At 58.6% G+C, this 22,103-nt stretch carries 18 protein-coding genes; 11 read left to right on the top strand and 7 right to left on the bottom strand.

Annotation, left to right across the window (positions count from 1 at the left end):
- The first annotated feature begins 256 nt into the window (after positions 1-256).
- On the top strand, positions 257-457 hold the full coding sequence (locus ACYZTY_RS04995) for a hypothetical protein (protein WP_007935837.1): 201 nt from the start codon (positions 257-259) through the stop codon (positions 455-457).
- Positions 458-834: 377 nt separating this feature from the next.
- Complete coding sequence (locus tag ACYZTY_RS04990; RefSeq protein ID WP_461957540.1) at positions 835-2,310, top strand: inorganic phosphate transporter; 1,476 nt, start codon at positions 835-837, stop codon at positions 2,308-2,310.
- Positions 2,311-3,013: 703 nt separating this feature from the next.
- On the opposite strand, the gene ccoM is transcribed toward ACYZTY_RS04990, so the two are convergent.
- From ccoM to ACYZTY_RS04975, 3 genes are all read right to left on the bottom strand, one after another.
- A complete protein-coding gene (ccoM, locus tag ACYZTY_RS04985) occupies positions 3,014-3,127 on the bottom strand; it encodes a cytochrome c oxidase subunit CcoM (protein WP_010462558.1) in 114 nt (37 codons plus the stop codon).
- A 144-nt stretch (positions 3,128-3,271) separates the two neighbouring features.
- Positions 3,272-3,433, bottom strand: a complete 162-nt coding sequence (locus ACYZTY_RS04980) for a hypothetical protein (protein WP_007935839.1) — start codon at positions 3,431-3,433, stop codon at positions 3,272-3,274.
- A 72-nt stretch (positions 3,434-3,505) separates the two neighbouring features.
- Positions 3,506-3,847 (bottom strand): aspartate-semialdehyde dehydrogenase, encoded by a 342-nt coding sequence (locus ACYZTY_RS04975; RefSeq protein ID WP_131059291.1) that lies wholly within the window; start codon positions 3,845-3,847, stop codon positions 3,506-3,508.
- A 218-nt stretch (positions 3,848-4,065) separates the two neighbouring features.
- On the opposite strand from ACYZTY_RS04975, the gene rapA reads away from it, so the two are divergent.
- Complete coding sequence (gene rapA, locus ACYZTY_RS04970; RefSeq protein WP_461957539.1) at positions 4,066-6,912, top strand: RNA polymerase-associated protein RapA; 2,847 nt, start codon at positions 4,066-4,068, stop codon at positions 6,910-6,912.
- 173 nt (positions 6,913-7,085) lie between these two features.
- Here rapA and ACYZTY_RS04965 read toward each other — a convergent pair whose 3' ends face one another.
- The gene (locus ACYZTY_RS04965) at positions 7,086-8,435 is read right to left on the bottom strand and encodes a spinster family MFS transporter (protein ID WP_461957538.1); all 1,350 of its coding nucleotides are present in this window, start codon (positions 8,433-8,435) and stop codon (positions 7,086-7,088) included.
- Positions 8,436-8,818: 383 nt separating this feature from the next.
- Between ACYZTY_RS04965 and ACYZTY_RS04960 the strand changes: the two genes are divergently transcribed.
- Positions 8,819-9,184, top strand: coding sequence for a YkgJ family cysteine cluster protein (locus tag ACYZTY_RS04960; RefSeq protein WP_461957537.1), 366 nt, complete (start codon positions 8,819-8,821; stop codon positions 9,182-9,184).
- Between the two features lie 131 nt (positions 9,185-9,315).
- Positions 9,316-11,598 (top strand): putative bifunctional diguanylate cyclase/phosphodiesterase, encoded by a 2,283-nt coding sequence (locus ACYZTY_RS04955; RefSeq protein ID WP_461957536.1) that lies wholly within the window; start codon positions 9,316-9,318, stop codon positions 11,596-11,598.
- Here the strand turns inward: ACYZTY_RS04955 and ACYZTY_RS04950 are convergent.
- A complete protein-coding gene (locus ACYZTY_RS04950) occupies positions 11,489-12,385 on the bottom strand; it encodes an NAD(P)-dependent oxidoreductase (RefSeq protein ID WP_461957535.1) in 897 nt (298 codons plus the stop codon). The genes ACYZTY_RS04955 and ACYZTY_RS04950 overlap by 110 nt on opposite strands.
- A gap of 197 nt (positions 12,386-12,582) precedes the next feature.
- On the opposite strand from ACYZTY_RS04950, the gene ACYZTY_RS04945 reads away from it, so the two are divergent.
- Positions 12,583-14,784, top strand: a complete 2,202-nt coding sequence (locus tag ACYZTY_RS04945) for a hypothetical protein (RefSeq protein ID WP_461957534.1) — start codon at positions 12,583-12,585, stop codon at positions 14,782-14,784.
- 304 nt (positions 14,785-15,088) lie between these two features.
- Here the strand turns inward: ACYZTY_RS04945 and ACYZTY_RS04940 are convergent, their stop codons facing one another.
- Complete coding sequence (locus ACYZTY_RS04940) at positions 15,089-15,394, bottom strand: DUF2288 domain-containing protein (protein WP_461957533.1); 306 nt, start codon at positions 15,392-15,394, stop codon at positions 15,089-15,091.
- A gap of 351 nt (positions 15,395-15,745) precedes the next feature.
- Here ACYZTY_RS04940 and ACYZTY_RS04935 point away from each other — a divergent pair, with 351 nt between their 5' ends.
- From ACYZTY_RS04935 to ACYZTY_RS04915, 5 genes are all read left to right on the top strand, one after another.
- Positions 15,746-16,873 carry a branched-chain amino acid ABC transporter substrate-binding protein gene (locus ACYZTY_RS04935; RefSeq protein WP_461957532.1) on the top strand — a complete coding sequence of 376 codons (1,128 nt, stop codon included), beginning with the start codon at positions 15,746-15,748 and terminating at the stop codon, positions 16,871-16,873.
- A gap of 232 nt (positions 16,874-17,105) precedes the next feature.
- A complete protein-coding gene (gene livH, locus ACYZTY_RS04930) occupies positions 17,106-18,029 on the top strand; it encodes a high-affinity branched-chain amino acid ABC transporter permease LivH (protein ID WP_461957531.1) in 924 nt (307 codons plus the stop codon).
- A complete protein-coding gene (locus tag ACYZTY_RS04925) occupies positions 18,026-19,282 on the top strand; it encodes a high-affinity branched-chain amino acid ABC transporter permease LivM (RefSeq protein ID WP_461957530.1) in 1,257 nt (418 codons plus the stop codon). The genes livH and ACYZTY_RS04925 overlap by 4 nt, the downstream gene beginning before the upstream one ends.
- Entirely contained in the window at positions 19,279-20,046 is a 768-nt protein-coding gene (gene livG, locus ACYZTY_RS04920) for a high-affinity branched-chain amino acid ABC transporter ATP-binding protein LivG (protein WP_461957529.1), read from the top strand. The genes ACYZTY_RS04925 and livG overlap by 4 nt, the downstream gene beginning before the upstream one ends.
- Entirely contained in the window at positions 20,047-20,748 is a 702-nt protein-coding gene (locus tag ACYZTY_RS04915) for an ABC transporter ATP-binding protein (RefSeq protein ID WP_083374874.1), read from the top strand.
- A gap of 102 nt (positions 20,749-20,850) precedes the next feature.
- Here the strand turns inward: ACYZTY_RS04915 and ACYZTY_RS04910 are convergent, their stop codons facing one another.
- Complete coding sequence (locus ACYZTY_RS04910; protein ID WP_461957528.1) at positions 20,851-22,089, bottom strand: DUF2599 domain-containing protein; 1,239 nt, start codon at positions 22,087-22,089, stop codon at positions 20,851-20,853.
- Positions 22,090-22,103 lie beyond the last annotated feature (14 nt).

Below are 22,103 nucleotides of genomic sequence, written 5' to 3'. Positions count from 1 at the left end.
GTATTCTATCGTCGCTGTCAGCAGCAAGTGCTTGACGCTCATTTCATATGCTCCGCCAACGCGCTCGCTGAAACAGGTAACTGATGCTACGTCAGCTGTTCTTCTCTGGTGCCGTGGCCGCCTGCAACATGGAAGTATTGTTCGCACGCCGTAAAAAGCGATGCCTTTGTCGGGCATTGTCCTTTCGACGAGTGTGGTCAATGGATCCATGCAGCGCGTTTCACCAGAATTTATCTCAACTCATACAGGTAGCACTGTGACGAAAGACGAACTGCGCGCGGAACTTGAGCGCCAGGAACAACGTTACAAGGAAGTTTACGGCGGGGAAGTCACCACCTACGCCGCTCAGCCCGAACCCGAACGCAAACCCTGGCGTAAACGCGCCACCGTTCAGGATCAGGCATTCACCCAGGAATTGCAGAAGATGGAAAAGGAACTCAAAGCCGAAGAGCCTTGATCACCCCGGCCTGAATTCTTTCAAAGGTCTGCATCTGCACCTGTTAAAAGCGGGTTGTATGGATGGTGCCTTTCGCGCCCGCTACAAGCGGGCAGCGGCCACCTCACCCTATGGATGAGGCAAATGGCATGTGGCTGACCCTCTTCTCAGATATTTCACACAAGCGTTCAAGTCTCTCGACCTCACGAGAGAAACCCTTGTGGCTGCGGCCTTTTCATCTGAATTCAATGACTTGCAAAACCCGGCAAAAACCTGGGGGATCGGCGATCGTCACAAACTAATTCGTTGAAGAATGTTACCGATGAGCACCTAGTGCATCGATTAGCAGTCTTTTCTGGCATAATCGCGCCCCCTTATGACCGGGTCAGAAAACCTTCATGATCGATTTATTCAGCGGACTGGATGCTTGGGTGCTTGTGAGCCTCTTGCTCGCCCTGGCCTTTGTCCTCGCCTTCGAGTTCATCAACGGCTTTCATGACACCGCTAACGCGGTGGCCACCGTTATCTACACCAAAGCCATGCCGCCTCACCTGGCGGTGTTCTTTTCCGGTGTGTTCAACTTCCTCGGCGTGCTGCTGGGCGGCGTCGGCGTGGCGTATGCCATCGTTCACCTGCTGCCGGTAGAGCTGCTGATCAATGTGAACACCGGTCACGGGCTGGCCATGGTGTTCTCGCTGCTCGCCGCTGCCATCACCTGGAACCTGGGCACCTGGTACTTCGGTATCCCGGCCTCCAGTTCCCATACGCTGATCGGTTCGATCCTCGGTGTCGGCCTGGCCAACGCGTTGATCAACGACATTCCGTTGGCCGATGGTGTGAACTGGCAGAAAGCGATCGATATCGGTGCCTCCCTGGTGTTCTCGCCGATGGCGGGTTTCCTGGTCGCAGCCCTGATATTGATCGGCCTTAAATGGTGGCGTCCGCTGTCGAAGATGCACAAGACGCCGGAACAGCGCCGCAAAATCGATGACAAGAAACACCCGCCGTTCTGGAACCGCCTGGTGCTGGTGATTTCGGCGATGGCCGTGAGCTTTGTGCACGGCTCCAACGATGGTCAGAAAGGTATCGGCCTGATCATGCTGGTGTTGATCGGTATCGTGCCGGCGCAGTTCGTGCTCGACCTGGGCAGCACGACCTACCAGATCGAGCGGACTCGCGATGCGACCTTGCACCTGAGCCAGTTCTACAAGCGCAACGCCGATACGCTGGGTGAATACCTGGCCCTGGGCAAAAGCGTGGAAGGCGATCTGCCGGAGAAATTCCGTTGCAACCCGCAACAGACCGAACCGACCATCACCGCCCTGCTTGGCACCCTTAAAGGTGTAGCAGACTACCACTCGCTACCGTCGGAAAGCCGCATCGAAGTGCGTCGTTATCTGCTCTGCCTGGACGACACGGCGAAGAAAGTCGGCAAGCTGCCAGGCCTCCACGCCCGCGAAAAGGCAGACCTGAACAAGTTGCGCAAAGACCTGACCACCACCACCGAATACGCCCCGTTCTGGGTGATCCTGGCGGTCGCCCTGGCCCTCGGCCTGGGTACCATGGTTGGCTGGAAACGCGTGGTACTGACCATCGGCGAGAAAATCGGCAAGCAGGGCATGACTTACTCCCAAGGCATGTCGGCACAGATCACTACCGCAAGCCTGATCGGCATGGCCAACATCTTCAGCCTGCCGGTTTCCACCACCCACGTCCTGTCCTCGGGCGTGGCCGGCACCATGGTCGCCAACAAAAGCGGCCTGCAAGGCGGCACCGTCAGAACCATCCTGCTGGCCTGGGTCCTGACCCTGCCAGCGACAGTGGCCCTGTCCGCCGGCCTGTTCTGGCTGGCGTCGAAGGCACTGGGCAGTTGATCCATCGCTGTTGAAAAAGGCGCGTTCCGTGAGGTTCGCGCCTTTTTTATGGTCGGCATTTCGGCATTCCCGGTCTATTTAAAGAGATTGGTTGGCCGTGAGGACGCCTTCGCGGGCAAGCCTCGCTCCTACAGGGACCGGGGGCACACGCAAAAAAAAGGGCGGCTGTCAGGCCGCCATCGCAAGCAGGCTCACTCCTACAATTAATCGGCGTACACGCTTCGCTCCTCACCACTCAACAGGCCGAGCGTTAGCTCGCCTGCAGCTTTTGATCTTGATCTGCCCGCCCCGTCGGGAGGCTGAGTGGAGGCGTTCATCTGGGGGGTGGGCGCGTAGCGCCGTGCGGCGAAGCCGCACACATCGAGAGGAGGTCGAAGCGAAGCCGACCGGAGGCGATGCCCCCAGATGAATGCCGGAGCGAAGGAACGCCGAGCCTAGGCGAGGGGCCGTACGCTGGGGCGAAGACTTTTGGTTACTTTTTGTCGTTTGAAAAAGTGACTCGCTGTAAGAGCGAAACCATAAGCGGCCGTTACCGCAGGAATGGATATGTACATCTGAAAGAACATGGTCGGCTATCAGGCCGCCATCGCGAGCAGGCTCACTCCTACAGTTGGACGGTGTACATCAGTAAAAATCGCGGGCGAAAAAAAGGGCAACCGAAGTTGCCCAAAATGCCTTGCGTGCTCATTACATCCAGAAAGAACTACGGTTTACGCTTATGCGAATCCTTCCAGATAAAAAATCCAAACCCTGCGAAAAACAGAACCATGAGGCCAACTGTCAGCACTCCGGCGATCACCACGTTATCGAAAAACATGACGGCTCTCCTGCACTTGCCCTGTTGCGATAGGGCTAAGTTAACCAATCAGGCAGAAGAGAAAATTGACCGGGATCAATGTCGCCCGAGACAGGGCGTAAAGGAGGGGAAATAACTGACCTGCATCAACGGATGCAGGGTAATTCAACGCTTTTTCGGCTTGTTCTTCGGCTTCTTCTTGGCTTTACCCAACGGCATCGCCTGCTCAAACGCCTGACGCACTTCATTCAGACGCTTTTCATTAAGGTCATGAACCCGCTTGGCGCGTTCAGAATTAAGATCAATCAACTTGTCATCTTGGCTCATGGTGCTCAGTACATCGTATGGCAGGGTTTTCGCAATAATGCGGCCTCACGGCAGCGCTGACCAGCCACAACCTCAAATCTGGATATCGACCCACAACCCCTGGCGCGGCTGATCTTCCATCAACGGCGCCACCGGCACGGTATTGTCGGCATTGAGCTCGACACCCGGAACCGCCAGATGCTCCTCCGGATCTTCATCGGCTTCACGGCGACGCCGGTCCCTCTCCTGCTTGCGCCGCTGCTCCTCGCGCAGCTGAAAAGCCGCTTCCTCGGGATCACGCTGTTGCAGGTCGATGGTGCTTTCATTGGAGCTTTCCTGCACCGGCACGACAGGCGGAATGTCCGGGCGCTGGCGGATCGGGTCCTGCTGTGACGTGATCGGCACGGCACTCAAGGGGAGCATCGGTGGCAGCATAATTATCAGTCTCCTGTCAGCAGGCTGTCGGCTGCGGGGATGGCGACTTGAGCCATCGGTCGCAAACTGTGACCGGTTTGGCACTGATTGGTGCCCCGACCTGCAAGCATCGCATCACTGGGCTAACGTAAGACTGCGAGTTTTTATGAGAGTCCTTTGGCCCTGAAGCCCTCATTCCGTTAAGATAGCCCGCTTTTTCAAGGTGGGAGTCAGGCAGCATGGCGCAGCAGTATCAACCGGGGCAACGCTGGATCAGTGACAGCGAAGCCGAGCTGGGTTTAGGCACCGTTCTGGCACAGGACGGCCGCTTGTTGACCGTGCTCTATCCGGCCACTGGCGAGACTCGCCAGTACGCGCTACGGAATGCGCCCCTCACCCGCGTGCGATTTTCGCCGGGTGACTCGATCACTCACTTCGAAGGCTGGAAACTGACCGTCCAGGAAGTCGACGACGTCGACGGCCTGCTGGTCTACCACGGCCTCAACGCACAGAACGAAGCGGTTGCCCTGCCGGAAACCCAGCTGTCGAACTTCATCCAGTTCCGGCTGGCCAGCGACCGTTTGTTCGCCGGACAGATCGACCCATTGGCCTGGTTCTCCCTGCGCTACAACACCCTGGAACACACCAGCCGCCAGTTGCAATCCTCGCTTTGGGGCCTGGGCGGCGTGCGTGCGCAGCCGATCGCGCACCAGCTGCACATCGCCCGTGAAGTCGCCGACCGCATTGCGCCGCGGGTTCTGCTGGCGGACGAAGTGGGCCTGGGTAAAACCATCGAAGCCGGCCTGATCATCCATCGCCAACTGCTTTCGGGCCGCGCCAACCGCGTGCTGATCCTGGTTCCGGAGAACCTGCAGCACCAGTGGCTGGTCGAGATGCGCCGTCGCTTCAACCTGCAAGTCGCGCTGTTCGACGAAGAACGCTTCATCGAAAGCGATGCCGCCAACCCGTTCGAAGACACTCAGCTTGCGCTGGTTGCACTTGAGTGGCTGGTGAGCGACGAGAAAGCCCAGGACGCGCTGTTCGCCGCCGGTTGGGACATGATGGTCGTCGATGAAGCGCACCACTTGGTCTGGCACGAAGAAAAGGCCAGCCCGGAGTACTCGCTGGTCGAGCAACTCGCCGAAGTCATCCCGGGTGTATTGCTGTTGACCGCGACCCCGGAACAACTGGGCCAGGACAGCCACTTCGCGCGTCTGCGCCTGCTTGACCCGAACCGTTTCCATGACCTGCACGCCTTCCGCGCCGAGAGCGAAAACTATCGCCCGGTGGCCGAAGCCGTTCAGGAGCTGCTGGACAAGGGGCGCCTGTCCCCCGAAGCGCACAAGACCATTCACGGTTTCCTCGGCAACGAAGGCGAAGCCTTGCTGACCGCCGTGAACGATGGCGATACCGAAGCCAGCGCCCGCCTGGTCCGCGAACTGCTGGACCGCCACGGCACCGGCCGTGTGCTGTTCCGCAACACCCGCGCCGCCGTGCAGGGTTTCCCGGAGCGCAAACTGCATCCGTACCCGCTGCCGTGCCCGGACGAATACCTCGAACTGCCGCTGGGCGATCACGCCGAGCTGTACCCGGAAGTCAGCTTCCAGGCCCAGCCGGACGCCAACGAAGAAGAGCGCTGGTGGAAATTCGACCCGCGCGTCGAATGGCTGATCGATCAACTGAAGATGCTCAAGCGCACCAAAGTGCTGGTGATCTGCGCCCACGCCGAAACCGCCATGGACCTGGAAGACGCCCTGCGCGTGCGTTCCGGTATTCCGGCCACGGTGTTCCACGAAGGCATGAACATCCTTGAGCGTGACCGCGCTGCCGCTTATTTCGCCGACGAAGAGTTCGGTGCGCAAGTGCTGATCTGCTCGGAAATCGGCAGTGAAGGTCGCAACTTCCAGTTCTCGCACCACTTGGTGCTGTTCGATCTGCCCTCGCACCCGGACCTGCTGGAGCAGCGTATCGGTCGTCTGGACCGGATCGGCCAGAAGCACATCATCGAACTGCATGTGCCGTACCTGGAAACCAGCCCGCAAGAGCGTCTGTTCCAGTGGTACCACGAAGCACTGAACGCGTTCCTCAACACCTGCCCGACCGGCAACGCCTTGCAGCATCAGTTCGGCCCGCGCCTGCTGCCACTACTGGAAAATGCCGACGATGGCGAGTGGCAAGCGCTGATCGACGAAGCCCGTGCCGAGCGCGAGCGTCTGGAAGCGGAGCTGCACACCGGCCGCGACCGTTTGCTGGAACTCAACTCCGGCGGCGCTGGTGAAGGTGATGCGCTGGTCGAGGACATCCTCGAGCAAGACGATCAGTTCGCCCTGCCGATCTACATGGAAACCCTGTTCGACGCCTTCGGCATCGACAGCGAAGACCATTCGGAAAACGCCCTGATCCTCAAGCCGAGCGAAAAAATGCTCGACGCCAGCTTCCCGCTGGGCGACGACGAAGGCGTGACCATCACTTACGACCGCAACCAGGCGCTGTCTCGCGAAGACATGCAGTTCATCACCTGGGAGCACCCGATGGTGCAGGGCGGCATGGACCTCGTGCTGTCCGGTTCGATGGGCAACACCGCCGTGGCGCTGATCAAGAACAAGGCGCTGAAACCTGGCACCGTGTTGCTGGAACTGCTCTACGTCAGCGAAGTGGTTGCGCCGCGCTCGCTGCAATTGGGTCGTTACCTGCCGCCGGCCGCCCTGCGCTGCCTGCTCGATGCCAATGGCAATGACTTGTCGGCCCGGGTGTCGTTCGAGACCTTGAACGATCAGCTGGAAAGCGTGCCCCGTGCCAGCGCCAACAAGTTTATCCAGGCTCAGCGCGATCAACTGACGCCACGGATCAACGCCGGCGAAGAGAAAATCTTCCCGCGTCACGCCGAGCGGGTTGCCGAAGCGCAACGTCGTCTGGCGGCCGATACTGACGAAGAACTGGCGCGCCTGACCGCGTTGCAAGCGGTCAACCCGACCGTGCGCGACAGTGAGCTGGTTGCCCTGCGCAAGCAACGCGAACAGGGCCTGGCCATGCTCGACAAGGCTGCGCTGCGACTGGAAGCGATTCGGGTGTTGGTGGCGGGTTAAACCGCCCTGCTCCACCGCTGAAAACAAGAAGGCCCGCAGTGATGCGGGCCTTTTTTATTGCCTGAAATTTGATGCAGTGATGCTGATGGCCGCATCGCTAGCAGGCTAGCTCCTACAGGGGATTTGTTAACGCTGTAGATCCAATGTGGGAGCCAGCCTGCTGGCGATAGCGATTATGCAGTCGCCACTGCAACATCAGGTTCACTCACAGCCACCAACCCTTCCTTCATCCGCTTGGCATCCCGAACAAAACACCGCGACGCCAGGAACAAAAACACCATGGTGAAAAACAGCGCCACCGGGATCAGATACATCGCGTCATGCAACCCGACCGCCTTGAACGCCTCGGTCATCTGCTCGACGCCCGCCGCAGCCATCGCCGTGTGCGCAAAGTGGTCGGACAAACCGCCCACCACCACTGGTCCCAAACCACCGCCCAGCAAGTACAACCCGGCAAAGAACAGCGCCATCGCCGTGGCCCGCAAACGTGGTTCGACCACGTCCTGAATCGCCGTGTAAACGCAGGTGTAGAAGTTGTAAGCGAACAGCCATCCCACACTGAATATCGCGACGAACACCCCGATTTCGACCCGCCCGGCATGCAGCGCCCACGCCGTACACACGGTCGAGATGATCAGGCTGAACGCTGCAAACAGCAGGCGTCCATTGGCCACTCGCTGGTGAATCTTGTCGGCGACCCAGCCACCGAGCGTCAACCCGAACAACCCGGTCACGCCAACGATCACCCCGGTCGCCACCGCCGCTTCCTGCAACGGCATCAGGAAGTAACGCTGCAGCATCGGCACCAGAAACGAGTTGCAGGCATAGGTGGCAAAGTTGAAACACAGCCCCGCCATCACTAACCACAGGAAGGTCGGCACCGCCAATACGCGACGGATCGGCCGGTCGATGCGTTCCTGGGAGACTTGCACGCTCTCTGCGGCACCGCGTTTTGGCTCCTTGATGTAGAACATGAAGATCGCCAGGATCAGCCCCGGCACCGCCGCGATGAAAAACGGCGCGCGCCAGCTGTCGAACGCCTTGACCATTGCGCCGATTGTGAAGAAGGCCAGCAGCAAGCCCAATGGCAAGCCGAGCATGAAGATGCCCATGGCCCTTGCGCGACGATGAGCGGGGAAAAGGTCGCCGATCAGCGAGTTGGCGGCCGGTGCGTAACTGGCTTCGCCGATGCCGACGCCCATGCGCACGATCAGGAACGCCCAGAAATTGCCCACTAGCCCGTTGACCGCCGTCAGGCCGCTCCACGCCGCCAGGCCCCAGCCCATCAGTTTGCTGCGCGAACCGGTATCGGCCATTCGCCCAAGAGGCAGGCCGGCAATGGCATAAACGATGGTGAATGCAGTACCGATGATGCCCAGCTGAAAATCGCTGAGGTGCCATTCCATGCGGATCGGTTCGATGATGATGGCCGGGATGGTGCGATCGAAGAAGTTGAACAGGTTGGCCAGGAACAGCAGGAACAGAATGCGCCAGGCATTCGCCGCTTGGGTCGAGTTCTGCATGGGGTCCGTCTCTTTTATTGTTATTGGGGCCTCGCTGTCCCCGGAACTTTCAATCTAGTCAGGTCCGCGGGAGCTGTCTGTAATTATTCGTAATGCTGATACCAACCCATGGCGCAACGCCCCACCTGTGGGAGCGAGCCTGCTCCGGGCGGCGTTCCGACGATTACGGTTTTACATTCAAAGAATCCGTTGACTGATAGTCAGCTATCGCGAGCAGGCTCACTCCCACATGGATTTTGTGGTGTCAGCCAGGTCGGGGGTTAAACGCCATTGGTCACCTTGAAAAATACCTTCTCTCCCCCCTTCCCAAGCCCAACGCGAAGCCTAGAATAGCGGCCTTGTCTGCCCCACCGTGTCCCCCATCCCTCCTTTGATTATCGCCCATGTCCGAAGCCAGTCCGTGTCTGAATTGCGGTGCATGCTGTTCTCATTTTCGCGTGTCTTTTTTCTGGGGTGAATGCACCTCGGCCGGGGGAACGGTGCCTGACGACCTTGTCGCGCCCATCAGCCCCAGCCGGGTGGCCATGCTGGGCACCGACTGCAAACCTACTCGCTGTGTCGGGCTCGTCGGCGAAGTCGGCAGCACCGTGCAGTGCTCGATTTACGATCAGCGTTCCAGCACCTGTCGCGAGTTCGACGCCTCCTGGGCCAATGGCGAGGCAAACGTGGATTGCGATGCGGCACGGGCAGCGTTCGGACTGCCGGCCCTGGAACCGGAATTCGAGTTCCCTTATGAACAGATCGCCTAAGGTTCTGTACAAGTAATTACAAAATCATTAGCAGCAATAGGCCACTATCGCTTGCACTCTTTGTATGACCTCTATACTCCAACACATTCGCCAGGGGACATGGTGTCGGCTGGATAAATACGGGGCGTCCGATGGAGTGGCCTGCTTTATATTTCACGACCCAACTGCCAGAAACCGGCCAGGTCATACTCAATTGCGCCCATAACCCCTTTTTGGTGTTGCTGGCTTATGTGGTCGCCTGTGCGACCGGCTTCGCCACACTGGACATCACCGAACGGGTCGGCCATGCCGAAAAACCCGCGTCCCAGCGTCTCTGGCGCTGGGTCGGTGCCGCGTGCCTTGCGGGCGGGATCTGGGCCATGCACTTCATCAGCATGCTCGCGTTCCAGGCGCCGATCGAAATCCATTACCAGTTGCCCATCACCCTGATCTCTCTGTTATTCGCATTGACCGCCTCGTGGCTGGCGATGCACACCCTCAGCCATCCTCATCCGAGTTTTTGGCAAACCTTGCGGGCCGCGGTGTGGATCGGTTTGGGCATTGCAACCATGCACTACGTAGGGATGGCCGCCATGCGCTCGAATGCGACGGCCTATTACAACCCCGGCCTGTTCGCCCTCTCCATCGTGATCGCGATTGGCGCCAGCCTGGCCGCCCTGTTGATTTCCCGTCACCTGCGCGAAGGCAGCGGCGTGGCTCATCAACTGCTCAAATACACCGCCAGTCTGGTGCTCGGGGCCGGCATCGTCAGCATGCATTTCACGGGCATGGCAGCGCTTAACCTGGTGCTTCCCATCGATAGCCTCCAGCCGCTGCCCGGTGACAACAATCACCTGCAACTGGGATTGACGGTGGCGATGATGACGTTGCTGATCATCGGCAGCAGCATCAGCGCGGCACTCGCCGACAAGAAGCTGCAACACAAGGAATGCGACCTGCAGCGGGTCAACACCCTGCTCGGCCAGCTGGATCAGGCGCGCCTGTCGTTGCAAAAGGTGGCGCACTACGACGCACTGACCAACCTGATCAACCGCCGTGGTTTCAACCAGATTTTCTCCGAAAAGCTGCTCGAGAAGACTAACGAAGGCGGCATGCTGGCGGTGATATTCCTCGACATCGACCACTTCAAGCGGATCAACGACAGCCTTGGCCATGACGCCGGCGACGAATTGCTCAAGGTTCTGGCCAGCCATATCAAGGCCTCGGTACGCAGCCACGACGAGGTGGTTTCGCGCTTCGGCGGGGACGAGTTCTGCATCCTTATCGACCTGCATGACCGGGAAGAAGCGCGGCACATGGCCCAGCGCATCATGCTGAAAATGAAAGAGCCCATTGAGCTGGCCGGACGCAGCATGGTCATGACCACCAGCATCGGCATCAGCGTGTTTCCGCAGGATGGCACGACCTGCGAGGAGCTGCTTAAAAACGCCGACCTGGCGCTGTACCAGTCCAAGGGCAGCGGGCGCAACGGGCTGCATTTTTTTAGCCCGCACATGAAAACCCGTGCCACGCTGGAGCTGCAACTCGAAGGAGAACTGCGGAACGCCCTGAGCAATGACGACGGATTGATCCTCTATTACCAACCTATCTATGAGCTGAAAACCGGACAGGTCACCAAACTCGAAGCGCTGATTCGCTGGCAACACCCGGTTCACGGGTTGCTGGCACCGGATCGATTCATTGCCATTGCCGAGGCCAACGGCCTGATCGCCGAACTGGACAACTGGGTGTTGCGCAAGGCCTGCGGGGATCTTGGCGAGCTCTCCCGCCAGGGCCGTGAAGATCTCAAGATCGCCGTGAATTGCTCGCCGCTGAACCTCGCCCGCGAGGATCTGGCCGATGAAATCGAAAACGCCCTGCGCATCGCCGGAGTGGCGCCGCACCGGCTGGAACTGGAGGTGACCGAAAACGCGCTGATGGGCAATCTCGCCAACACCCTGGTGCTGCTCAAGCAGATCCGCGCCCTCGGGGTCTCACTGTCGATCGACGACTTCGGCACTGGTTATTCATCCTTGGCCTACCTCAAGCGCCTGCCGCTGAACACACTGAAAATCGACCGCTCGTTCATCCAGGACGTCCCCAAGGCCACCCAGGACATGGAGATCGTCCACGCCATTATCGTCATGGCCCACACCCTGCATTTACAGGTCATCAGCGAGGGCGTCGAAACGTCCGAGCAATATGACTTTCTCGAACGCCAGGGCTGCGACTTCGTTCAGGGCCACCTGCTCAGCCGTCCGGTGCCTATGGCCGAGCTGCATGCGGTACTGGAGGAGATCAATCAGCGCAAACACGCACGCAGTGTCAGTCCTCTGAGCCTGGCGTGCGGTACAACTGCACTAACGTCGACGGATCCTTTTCCAAAAAGCCCTGGCCCCCATGCAGGCGCATCAGTTGTGCGGCCAATCCGCTGATCGGCGAGGCTGATCCCTGTTCGCGGGAGAATTTCACTGCGGTGTCGAGGTCCTTGAGTAGCGTGCGCACGTGCCACTTCACCGGCTCGAAACGACTCTCGGCCATTTGCGGGGCCAGGATCTGCAACGGTCTTGAATCGGCGAACCCGCCCGCCAGCGCCTCGGCGATCAGGCTGGCGTCTACCCCGGAACGCTCGGCCAGCGCCACCACTTCAGCAATCACCAGCGCATTGCAGGCAACGATCATCTGATTGCAGGCCTTGGTCACCTGCCCGGCGCCGACTCCGCCCATGTGAGTCACCCGTTGACCGAGGTTCAACAGCACCGGCCTGACTCGCTCAAGGTCTGCCGCTTCGCCGCCCACCATAATCGCCAGGCTGCCCGCCTCGGCGCCGACGACCCCGCCGGACACCGGAGCGTCCAGCCAGTGCATGCCGCATTGGCTGACAAGATCCGCCGCCATTTCCCGCGTCGCGGTAGGTTCCAGACTGGAAAAGTCCACCAGCAACTGACCACTTTTCGCCCCCTCGGCAATCCCGGCCGGGCCGAAAACCACCTCGCGCACCACCGCCGTGTCCGCCAGGCACATCATCACCACATCGGCGTGCTGGCCCAGTTCAGCCGCTGTCGCCACTTGCCGGGCGCCGGCCTTGACCAACGCTGCGCACTTGGCCGGATTGCGATTCCATACCGTCAGCGGATACCCCGCCGCCAACAGGCGCCGACACATCGGCAAACCCATCAGGCCGATTCCGGCAAAACCCAACGAAGGTAGGATTGACATCATTTAGCCTCCTTTTGATTAAAGATCGCCGAATATTGGCCGATTCATCATGACTAAGGAAAGGATTCCCCCGAGTGATGCTCAGGCTTTGACCCTGACGCTTGGGCAAAATACGCGCTAAAAAAGTCGCGAGTTCCTATCCCGTGAAGGTTCGACGACACCGTGTCGGCGAGCTAACCAGCCCAGGTACATGGCGCCCAATGACTTCTAAAAATAATCCGGCCACTACGGTTTCCGATCTGACACTGAGCCCCGCGGCAAACAGCCCCTCATCGTCGAAGCCATTGATCCCGTCGCGTCCGCTGGCCAGTCAGCAATACCTGTATTTCACCGAAACCAATACCGACCGCATCCTCGATAACCTCGATGGCCTGCGCGACATGGTGTTCCCGCGCCCCCCGCACCTGGAAGGCGACAACGAACAGCACAACGACCAGGAATTCCCTTCGGTGTGCCTGATCGGTCTGGGACGTTGCGGTTCCAACATTGCGCTGGACGTCGCGGAGCTGGTGTACAACGCCCGCAAGTTCTACCTCAACGAATTCAATAACGAAGACCGTCTGTCGCCGGACAAACGCTACGCCGAAAAGGGTTACAGCCCGGCGCAGTGGATCCGCAACAACCTGCGCCTGGGGCCGAACAAGGCCTCCAAGCCGGTGTTCCTGGTCGAGCCGCTGGTGATGCTTGGCGACCTGGACAAAGACATCGCCGGGCGCATTCGTTTCTCGCGCAAGGGCGAAAAAAGCGGCTTCCTGCGCGACTACAGCAAAATGAAAATCATGGACTTGTCGGAAGTCCACGCCGGTGGCGCCGGTAACGCGCCGATCCTCGGCCAGTACCTGGCCAAGATCATCCTGAACAAGGACACCCAGCGTTTCTCCAGCCCTGACTGGAAAATGATTCACTCGTACCTGATCGACAGCTGCGGCATCAAGGCCAACCAGTCGCGCCTGTATTTCTCGATCTTCAGTGCCGGCGGCGGTACCGGTTCGGGCATGGCTTCGGAATTCGGCCTCGCCCAACAGCACTCGTACATGAACAAGACGTTCGACACCAAGCCGATGGATGAACACGACGGCAAGAGCGGTCACTCCTTCGTCTTCGAGCCGATCTTCACCAGCGGCATTTGCGTACTGCCGAACATTTCCGATCACCGCAGTGAAATGTCCGAGGCGCTGCACATCAACGCAGGTCGCCTGCTGTGCAAATACCTGTCGGAAGAGTGGGATTTCTCCTACAACTTCGCCAACGAAGACAGCAGCGAAGCCAGCGTCATGGGCCGTATCCGCCCATGGAACGCCATGATGCTGATCTCCAACGACATCATGCGTTATGCCGAAGAAAGCGATGACGGCAACATCCAGAACATCGACGTCAACGCGATGGAAAAGCACGCCAACCAATACATCTCACAGCAGATCTTCAACATTCTGACGGCACAGGCCGTCACGACTGACTACGACCAGAACTATTTCCGTCGTGCCGGCATCGACATCGGCGAAACCATTCGCCTCGACGCCAACGACCTGTTCATGAGCCTGGCCGGCCCGGTGGCGATTGCTTACGCCGAGTCCGTGGTGCCGGAAACCCCGCCGCCGAGCAGCGACAAGTTCAAGGTGTTCGAGAAAGAGCCGCAGCGGCTGAACATCGACGATTTGTTCTTCCGCTCCATCGACCTGCCGCACTTCAACAAAGTGACCCAGGCAATCGAAGGCATCAGCCTGTTGCCGATCGAGTCCAAGCGCTATCGCGCCTCGCTGGAGCAGTACAAGAATTCAGGTTATGACGCAGCCGCGTTGCACGACCTGCACTTCTTCAAGAATTGCTCGTCGGTGGTCTCGATTGTTTCGCTGCCCAAAGACTACAAGCTGTCCTACATGGACCTGAACCGGTTGAAGACTCACCTCAACAGCCTGTTCCCGAACACCACGCTCAAGCGTTATGCGCTGGTGATCGGCGCGTCGGCCAACTTATCGTTGACCACCCTGATCGCCAAGAGCCCGTGCCTGTCGGACGACTTCCTGACGCTGATCGTCGCGTTCATCAAGCGCTGCTTCGCGAAGAACCCGTACCGCTTCGACGACACGCTGGATAACTCGATCCTGGACTTCATCATCAATGAAGACTTCGACGAAGACCTGATCGACGACTTGCTGAACGAGTTCGAAAACCCGGCGAAGATCCTGGATACCAACTGGTACGCGATCAAACCGATGTACGAGAAGAAGTACCGCGAACTGATCAACGACAAGGACAAGTTTGTCTCGATCAACGACATTCGCTTGTCGCGTGATTGCGTGAAGAAGGCGATCAAGTACCTGCGTGAGATCTACCGTCACCGGATTGGCAAGACCAAGGTTATTTCGCTGAATAACCATACGGGCAAGACGTTCTCTGTCTGACGCCAGACCCGGTCGCCGCCATCGCCGGCAAGCCGGTCTCACTCCTACATTTGGAATGCGTTCCCCTGTAGGAGTGAGACCGGCTTGCCGGCGATGAGGCCCTCAAACCCACTGAAGATTTCAGCCTTTCCAACATCCAGAAACAATTAAGCAGCCCAAAGGCTGCTCAATAAACTGTTCCCGTTACGTTTACGTCACCCTCGCCAAGACCCTTCTGTAGCCTTTCTCTACGGCAACGTGCCATCACGCTACTCACCTACACACTTTTAGTTGCCAACCAAGCGCACCAATAAAGTGCGGACAGTCAGCTCGTCGCCCTTTCCTGGATCAGAATCCACGGCGAAACCACCACAGCCCATAGCTCAGGGTCGCGCTCAAAAAGATCCAACGCCCGCGTTTCAGACAGCTTGGCGACCGTGTCGGCAGCCAGCCAGGCGGCCACTTTCTCGCCTTCATCCGTGGCCACCGCTTCGGCGGCGGCGATCAAATCCAGGCCGGGATCGACCCACAATAGGGCACCCTTGGCGAAGAAGGGCTCCAACTCCTTCCACGTAATAGATGCGGTTTCACCAAGCAGCTTGGCATAGAGGGTGCTAGGTTCTTTATTCATGGGCGCTGTCCGGAAAAGAAATCGACGCGAATGATAACGTCGGTGGTCTGGCAGCAAAACCCGGATGCAATTGAGTCACCGAAAGAAAAAGAGCAGGAAAGCCAGGGAATGCTGCTGAATCAAGCAATTAGCCAGCTAACATCCCGCCGCTATTTTGTCTTTTTCTTTCAATAAAGCGACACCCTCTGGTTTTGCCCCCTGGCGCCAGCTTCCCAGGCTAACAATTGGCGCTCTACACTGTACCGGTACAGTTGCCGGGGGCATTTTCCGGAGGATATCGAAGATATCTGACCCGGTTCTGCTGCTACGGCGCCAGGACTATAAAAACTACAACAGTAAGAGTGGAGCACTATGACTAAGGCTACTAAGCAGATTTCCAAACTGTTTGCCGCTATGGTTCTGGCCGGGGTTGCCAGCCATTCGTTCGCAGCTGACACCATCAAGATCGGCATCGCCGGCCCTAAAACCGGTCCTGTAGCCCAATACGGCGACATGCAGTTCAGTGGCGCCAAAATGGCCATCGAACAGATCAACGCCAAAGGCGGCGTAGACGGCAAGCAACTGGTCGCCGTTGAATACGATGACGCCTGTGATCCAAAACAAGCGGTAGCGGTCGCGAACAAAGTCGTCAACGACGGCGTCAAGTTCGTGGTCGGTCACCTGTGCTCCAGCTCCACTCAACCGGCTTCGGACATTTACGAAGACGAAGGCGTGATCATGATCACCCCGGCTGCCACCAGCCCGGACATCACCGCTCGTGGTTACAAAATGGTGTTCCGCACCATCGGTCTGGACAGCGCCCAGGGCCCTGCCGCCGGTAACTACATCGCCGATCACGTAAAACCGAAGATCGTTGCTGTTCTGCACGACAAACAGCAATACGGTGAAGGCATCGCCACCGCCGTGAAGAAAACCCTTGAAGGCAAAAACGTCAAGGTTGCCGTGTTCGAAGGCATCAACGCCGGCGACAAGGACTTCTCTTCGATCATCGCCAAGCTCAAGCAAGCCAACGTCGACTTCGTCTACTACGGCGGCTACCACCCGGAGCTAGGTCTGATCCTGCGTCAAGCACAGGAAAAAGGCCTGAAAGCCAAGTTCATGGGTCCGGAAGGCGTGGGTAACGACTCCATTTCGCAGATCGCCAAAGACGCTTCCGAAGGTCTGCTGGTAACCCTGCCGAAATCCTTCGACCAGGATCCAGCCAACGTTGCTCTGGCTGACGCATTCAAAGCGAAGAAAGAAGACCCGAGCGGTCCGTTCGTGTTCCCGGCCTACTCGGCTGTGACCGTGATCGCCGACGGCATCAAGGCTGCCAAGTCCGAAGACACTGCCAAAGTGGCTGCTGCCATCCACGCAGGCACCTTCAAGACGCCTACCGGCGACCTGAGCTTCGACGACAAGGGCGACCTGAAAGACTTCAAATTTGTGGTTTACGAGTGGCACTTCGGCAAACCAAAAACTGAAGCCAAGCCTCAGTAAGGCCTTGCCTGACTGACTGCCAATAAAGCCCACGGCGTGCCGTGGGCTTTGTTTTACGAACGTATTGGGCCGCGCTGGCGTGATCCGCCAGTCTCCCCACCTGAAAATCTCAAAACCGTCATCAGCGGTTCGCTGGCAAACCTCGCGTTCGAAGTGGATGCAGATCCACGGGGCTCGAGCGGGAAAATGACTCCACCAGTGAAATGCGTATCAGGTTTTTAGGAGCGCTGTAATGCCTGACATCTATCACTTCTTCCAACAGCTGGTTAATGGTCTGACCATTGGCAGTACGTATGCCCTGATCGCCATCGGCTATACGATGGTTTACGGCATCATTGGAATGATCAACTTCGCCCACGGCGAGGTGTACATGATCGGCTCCTACGTGGCGTTCATCGCCATCGCCGGGCTGGCCATGATGGGACTCGACAGTGTTCCGCTGTTGATGACTGCCGCTTTCCTTGCGACCATCGTCGTGACCAGTGCCTACGGTTACAGCATCGAACGGATCGCCTACCGCCCCTTGCGCGGCAGCAACCGTCTGATCCCGCTGATTTCCGCCATCGGCATGTCGATTTTCCTGCAGAACACGGTTCTGCTGGCGCAAGACTCCAAGGACAAATCCATCCCCAACCTGATCCCGGGCAACTTTGCATTCGGGCCAGGTGGCGCACATGAAGTGCTGATTTCCTACATGCAAATCGTCGTGTTCGTGGTGACGTTGCTCGCCATGATCGGCCTGACGCTGTTCATCTCCCGCTCTCGCCTGGGTCGCGCCTGCCGTGCCTGCGCCGAAGACATCAAGATGGCCAACCTGCTGGGTATCAACACCAACAACATCATCGCCCTGACCTTCGTCATCGGTGCTGCACTGGCGGCCATCGCGGCCGTGCTGTTGAGCATGCAATACGGCGTGATCAACCCGAACGCCGGTTTCCTCGTTGGCCTCAAGGCCTTCACCGCCGCGGTACTGGGCGGTATCGGCAGCATCCCCGGCGCCATGCTCGGCGGGCTGGTGCTGGGTGTCGCGGAAGCCTTCGGTGCCGATATCTTCGGCGACCAGTACAAGGACGTTGTGGCGTTCGGCCTGCTGGTTCTGGTGTTGTTGTTCCGGCCAACCGGCCTGCTGGGCCGTCCGGAGGTTGAGAAAGTATGACTAGGAATCTTAAACAGGCGTTGTTCAGCGCCTTGCTGGTGTGGGCGGTTGCCTACCCGGTACTGGGTCTGAAGCTGACCATCGTCGGCATCAACCTCGAAGTCCATGGCACCAGCACTGCAACGCTGATCACCATCGCCGTATGTTCGGTGCTGATGTTCCTGCGCGTGTTGTTCGATCAACAGATCAGCTCGGCCTGGCGTTCGTCGCCAAACATGCCGCTGATCCCAGCCAAGGCCAGTAACTTCCTGACCCTGCCGACCACCCAGCGCTGGATCATCATTGCGTTGATCGCCGGCGCCCTGATCTGGCCGTTCTTCGGCTCTCGCGGTGCGGTGGATATCGCCACTTTGGTGTTGATCTACGTGATGCTGGGCCTGGGCCTGAACATCGTGGTCGGCCTGGCCGGTCTGCTCGACCTCGGTTACGTCGGCTTCTATGCCGTCGGTGCCTACAGTTATGCGCTGCTGTCGCACTACTACGGTTTGAGCTTCTGGATCTGCCTGCCGATCGCCGGCCTGATGGCGGCCACCTTCGGCTTCCTGCTCGGCTTCCCGGTACTGCGCCTGCGCGGTGACTACCTGGCGATCGTGACCCTGGGCTTCGGTGAAATCATCCGTCTGTTCCTGCGTAACCTGACCGGCCTCACCGGTGGCCCGAACGGCATCAGCAACATCGAGAAGCCAACGTTCTTCGGCCTGACCTTCGAACGTAAAGCGGCCGAAGGCATGCAGACGTTCCACGAGTACTTCGGCATCGCTTACAACTCGATCAACAAGGTAATTTTCCTGTACCTGGTTGCCCTGTTGCTGGCCCTTGGCGCGCTGTTCGTCATCAACCGCTTGCTGCGCATGCCGCTGGGGCGTGCCTGGGAAGCGTTGCGTGAAGACGAAATCGCCTGCCGTGCGCTGGGTCTCAATCCTACGGTGATCAAGCTTTCGGCGTTCACCCTCGGCGCGGCATTCGCCGGTTTTGCCGGCAGCTTCTTCGCTGCCCGTCAGGGCCTGGTGACACCGGAGTCGTTCACCTTCATCGAGTCGGCGATCATTCTCGCCATCGTCGTATTGGGTGGCATGGGCTCGCAGCTGGGCGTGATCCTCGCGGCCGTGGTGATGATCCTGTTGCCGGAAATGATGCGTGAGTTCAGTGAATACCGCATGTTGATGTTCGGCGCCTTGATGGTGCTGATGATGATCTGGCGTCCTCAAGGCCTGCTGCCCATGCAACGTCCTCACATGGAGCTGCGCAAATGAGCCGCGAGATCCTTAAAGTCGAAAATCTGAGCATGCGCTTCGGCGGCTTGCTGGCGGTCAACGGCGTGGCCCTGACCGTGAAAGAAAAACAGGTGGTTGCGTTGATCGGCCCTAACGGCGCTGGCAAAACCACCGTGTTCAACTGCCTGACCGGTTTCTACAAACCGAGTGGCGGCAGCATCCTGCTGGACGGCGAGCCGATCGAAGGCCTGCCGGGCCACAAGATCGCCCTCAAAGGCGTGGTGCGGACCTTCCAGAACGTGCGGTTGTTCAAGGACATGACCGCGGTCGAGAACCTCTTGATCGCGCAGCACCGTCACCTGAACACCAACTTTCTGTCCGGCCTGTTCAAGACCCCGTCGTTCCGCAAAAGCGAACGCGAGGCCATGGAATTCGCCGAGTTCTGGCTGGACAAGGTCAACCTCACGCAGTTCGCCAACCGTCCGGCCGGCACCCTGGCCTACGGTCAGCAACGTCGTCTGGAAATCGCTCGCTGCATGATGACCCGCCCGCGGATCCTCATGCTCGACGAACCGGCCGCCGGCCTGAACCCGAAGGAAACCGAGGACCTGAAGGCGCTGATCAGCATGCTGCGTGAAGAGCACAACGTCACTGTTCTGCTGATCGAACATGACATGAAACTGGTCATGAGCATTTCCGACCACATCGTCGTGATCAACCAGGGCACGCCTCTGGCCGACGGCACGCCGGAGCAGATCCGCGACAATCCTGAAGTGATCAAAGCCTACCTGGGGGAAGCGTAAATGCTGCAATTCGAAAACGTTTCCACCTTCTACGGCAAGATCCAGGCGCTGCACAGCGTCAACGTCGAAGTCCGCCAGGGCGAGATCGTGACCCTGATCGGCGCCAACGGTGCCGGCAAGTCGACCCTGCTGATGACTCTCTGCGGTTCGCCGCAAGCCCACAGCGGCAGCATCCGCTACATGGGTGAGGAACTCGTCGGCCAGGACTCCTCGCAGATCATGCGTAAAAGCATCGCGGTGGTGCCGGAAGGTCGTCGGGTGTTTGCCCGCCTGACCGTGGAAGAGAACCTGTCCATGGGCGGATTCTTCACCAACAAGGGCGATTATCAGGAACAGATGGACAAGGTCCTCGGGCTTTTCCCACGCCTGAAAGAACGCTTTGCCCAACGCGGCGGCACCATGTCGGGCGGCGAACAGCAAATGCTCGCCATCGGCCGTGCGCTGATGAGCAAACCCAAACTGCTGCTGCTCGACGAGCCATCGTTGGGCCTCGCACCGATCATCATCCAGCAGATCTTCGACATCATCGAACAGCTGCGCAAGGATGGCGTGACCGTGTTCCTGGTAGAGCAGAACGCCAACCAGGCGCTGAAAATTGCCGACCGTGCCTACGTTCTGGAGAACGGCCGGGTGGTGATGACAGGCACTGGCGAAGCACTGCTGACCGATCCGAAAGTGCGTGAAGCGTATCTGGGTGGTTGAGTCTTTGCGGTAAACAGAAAACGGCCTTCGGGCCGTTTTTTTGTGGTGGGTAATCTGCCGATACTGGGGTATCGGCAGATCAGGTTTCGCCGCTAAAAAGCCTCAGTAAGGATTACAGTCCTTCGCTACAGCCGTGGCTTGGTCGACGTAAGGCCGCGCCGGTTCAAGGTTCCATTCGGGCTTGTTCCTGGCAGGTCTGCCGTCGAAGGTTGCCGCCAGATGACAAACCATTTGCCGGCGGAGTGACCCGCCATTGACGCTGTACTGCCGCCATTGCTCATCGTCTTTATGCTTGTTGTACAGCTCGGCAAACATTCTGTCGGTCTGATCATCCTTGATAGCGCGGCCGCAAGCGTTAGGCACTACCGAAAGCGACCAGGTGTTCGGCCCTAGCACTGGATCGGGACGTTGTACCCAGTTGCTTGATTCGATGTACTTGTCACAGAATTGTTGCGTCGGCGGCTGCGTGCTTTTGACGCACGAGAAGGTGGCCTTGCTGGTCGGGGTTCTGGGGAAATCAATCTTGACGATGTTGCGATCCTTGCCTGTCCTGGCTTTATAGTCCCGCTGATTGGCCAAGGCATCGTTCAAACCACGTTGATCGCTGACAAAAAAAGCCAGAATCGGTAGCTCGTCGTCTTTAGGGTTGCCCAGGCGTAACTCTGTCTGGGTTTGAAACTCACGGCTATTGATGACTTTCCGCGCCCCCATGAAGTTGCGAAAGGCGTCTACCCGATCCTTGCTGCTCATGGGGTTGCGCATATTGAAGCCACACTGCAACTGGTCCTGCTTTTTGTCGTTGCTGAACCTGGTGAAATGCGCGACCCAGGCATTCGGGCTGAGGATTGGTGGCGCCATGGCCTGGCATACGGCTTCGGTCTGTGTGGTGTTTTTGTTGTTTCCACAGCCTCGGTCATCTCGAAAGTCGGTCCAGGCGTCATTAGGAAACGCACAGAAGACATGCACCGGCGTCTCGGGATCGCGTACCAGATCTCTCGGAGTGATGAGGTAGCCGTTCTGGGTGCTCATGCCAGGATCTTCATAACTGATGCCGTCGGCACGCATATAAGAGGCGGCAAAAGTACCCTTCTCTATTGCTGTCGGGCTTGGATTCCATACATCCCATTTCTGCCCCATTGCCGGGTCGGCCCGGTGAGTGCCCCTGATCATCAATCCCGAACAGTCCGACGCTGGATCCGGCCCGCAACTATCGACTGTTTTGTTGTACAACGTTTCAACCTTTTTTAGTGTCTCTTCGCATGACTCGGCATGGGCCCATGTCGCCTGAACCAGCAGCGGGAACATGAGTAATGGGGCGATCCTGTTCAGACGTTTTTTCATGGCTTGCATCTCCT

The organism is Pseudomonas sp. LB1P83 (genome assembly GCF_054897885.1).
This window is presented reverse-complemented; position numbering and strand designations above follow the sequence as displayed.

What these genes read in the sequence shown, in the direction of transcription:
- ACYZTY_RS04990 (WP_461957540.1), top strand. Translation starts at nt 835, where the DNA reads ATGATCGATTTATTCAGCGGACTGGATGCTTGGGTGCTTGTGAGCCTC.
- ccoM (WP_010462558.1), bottom strand. Translation starts at nt 3,127, where the DNA reads ATGTTTTTCGATAACGTGGTGATCGCCGGAGTGCTGACAGTTGGCCTC.
- ACYZTY_RS04980 (WP_007935839.1), bottom strand. Translation starts at nt 3,433, where the DNA reads ATGAGCCAAGATGACAAGTTGATTGATCTTAATTCTGAACGCGCCAAG.
- ACYZTY_RS04975 (WP_131059291.1), bottom strand. Translation starts at nt 3,847, where the DNA reads ATGCTGCCACCGATGCTCCCCTTGAGTGCCGTGCCGATCACGTCACAG.
- rapA (WP_461957539.1), top strand. Translation starts at nt 4,066, where the DNA reads ATGGCGCAGCAGTATCAACCGGGGCAACGCTGGATCAGTGACAGCGAA.
- ACYZTY_RS04965 (WP_461957538.1), bottom strand. Translation starts at nt 8,435, where the DNA reads ATGCAGAACTCGACCCAAGCGGCGAATGCCTGGCGCATTCTGTTCCTG.
- ACYZTY_RS04960 (WP_461957537.1), top strand. Translation starts at nt 8,819, where the DNA reads ATGTCCGAAGCCAGTCCGTGTCTGAATTGCGGTGCATGCTGTTCTCAT.
- ACYZTY_RS04955 (WP_461957536.1), top strand. Translation starts at nt 9,316, where the DNA reads ATGGAGTGGCCTGCTTTATATTTCACGACCCAACTGCCAGAAACCGGC.
- ACYZTY_RS04950 (WP_461957535.1), bottom strand. Translation starts at nt 12,385, where the DNA reads ATGATGTCAATCCTACCTTCGTTGGGTTTTGCCGGAATCGGCCTGATG.
- ACYZTY_RS04945 (WP_461957534.1), top strand. Translation starts at nt 12,583, where the DNA reads ATGACTTCTAAAAATAATCCGGCCACTACGGTTTCCGATCTGACACTG.
- ACYZTY_RS04940 (WP_461957533.1), bottom strand. Translation starts at nt 15,394, where the DNA reads ATGAATAAAGAACCTAGCACCCTCTATGCCAAGCTGCTTGGTGAAACC.
- ACYZTY_RS04935 (WP_461957532.1), top strand. Translation starts at nt 15,746, where the DNA reads ATGACTAAGGCTACTAAGCAGATTTCCAAACTGTTTGCCGCTATGGTT.
- livH (WP_461957531.1), top strand. Translation starts at nt 17,106, where the DNA reads ATGCCTGACATCTATCACTTCTTCCAACAGCTGGTTAATGGTCTGACC.
- ACYZTY_RS04925 (WP_461957530.1), top strand. Translation starts at nt 18,026, where the DNA reads ATGACTAGGAATCTTAAACAGGCGTTGTTCAGCGCCTTGCTGGTGTGG.
- livG (WP_461957529.1), top strand. Translation starts at nt 19,279, where the DNA reads ATGAGCCGCGAGATCCTTAAAGTCGAAAATCTGAGCATGCGCTTCGGC.
- ACYZTY_RS04915 (WP_083374874.1), top strand. Translation starts at nt 20,047, where the DNA reads ATGCTGCAATTCGAAAACGTTTCCACCTTCTACGGCAAGATCCAGGCG.
- ACYZTY_RS04910 (WP_461957528.1), bottom strand. Translation starts at nt 22,089, where the DNA reads ATGAAAAAACGTCTGAACAGGATCGCCCCATTACTCATGTTCCCGCTG.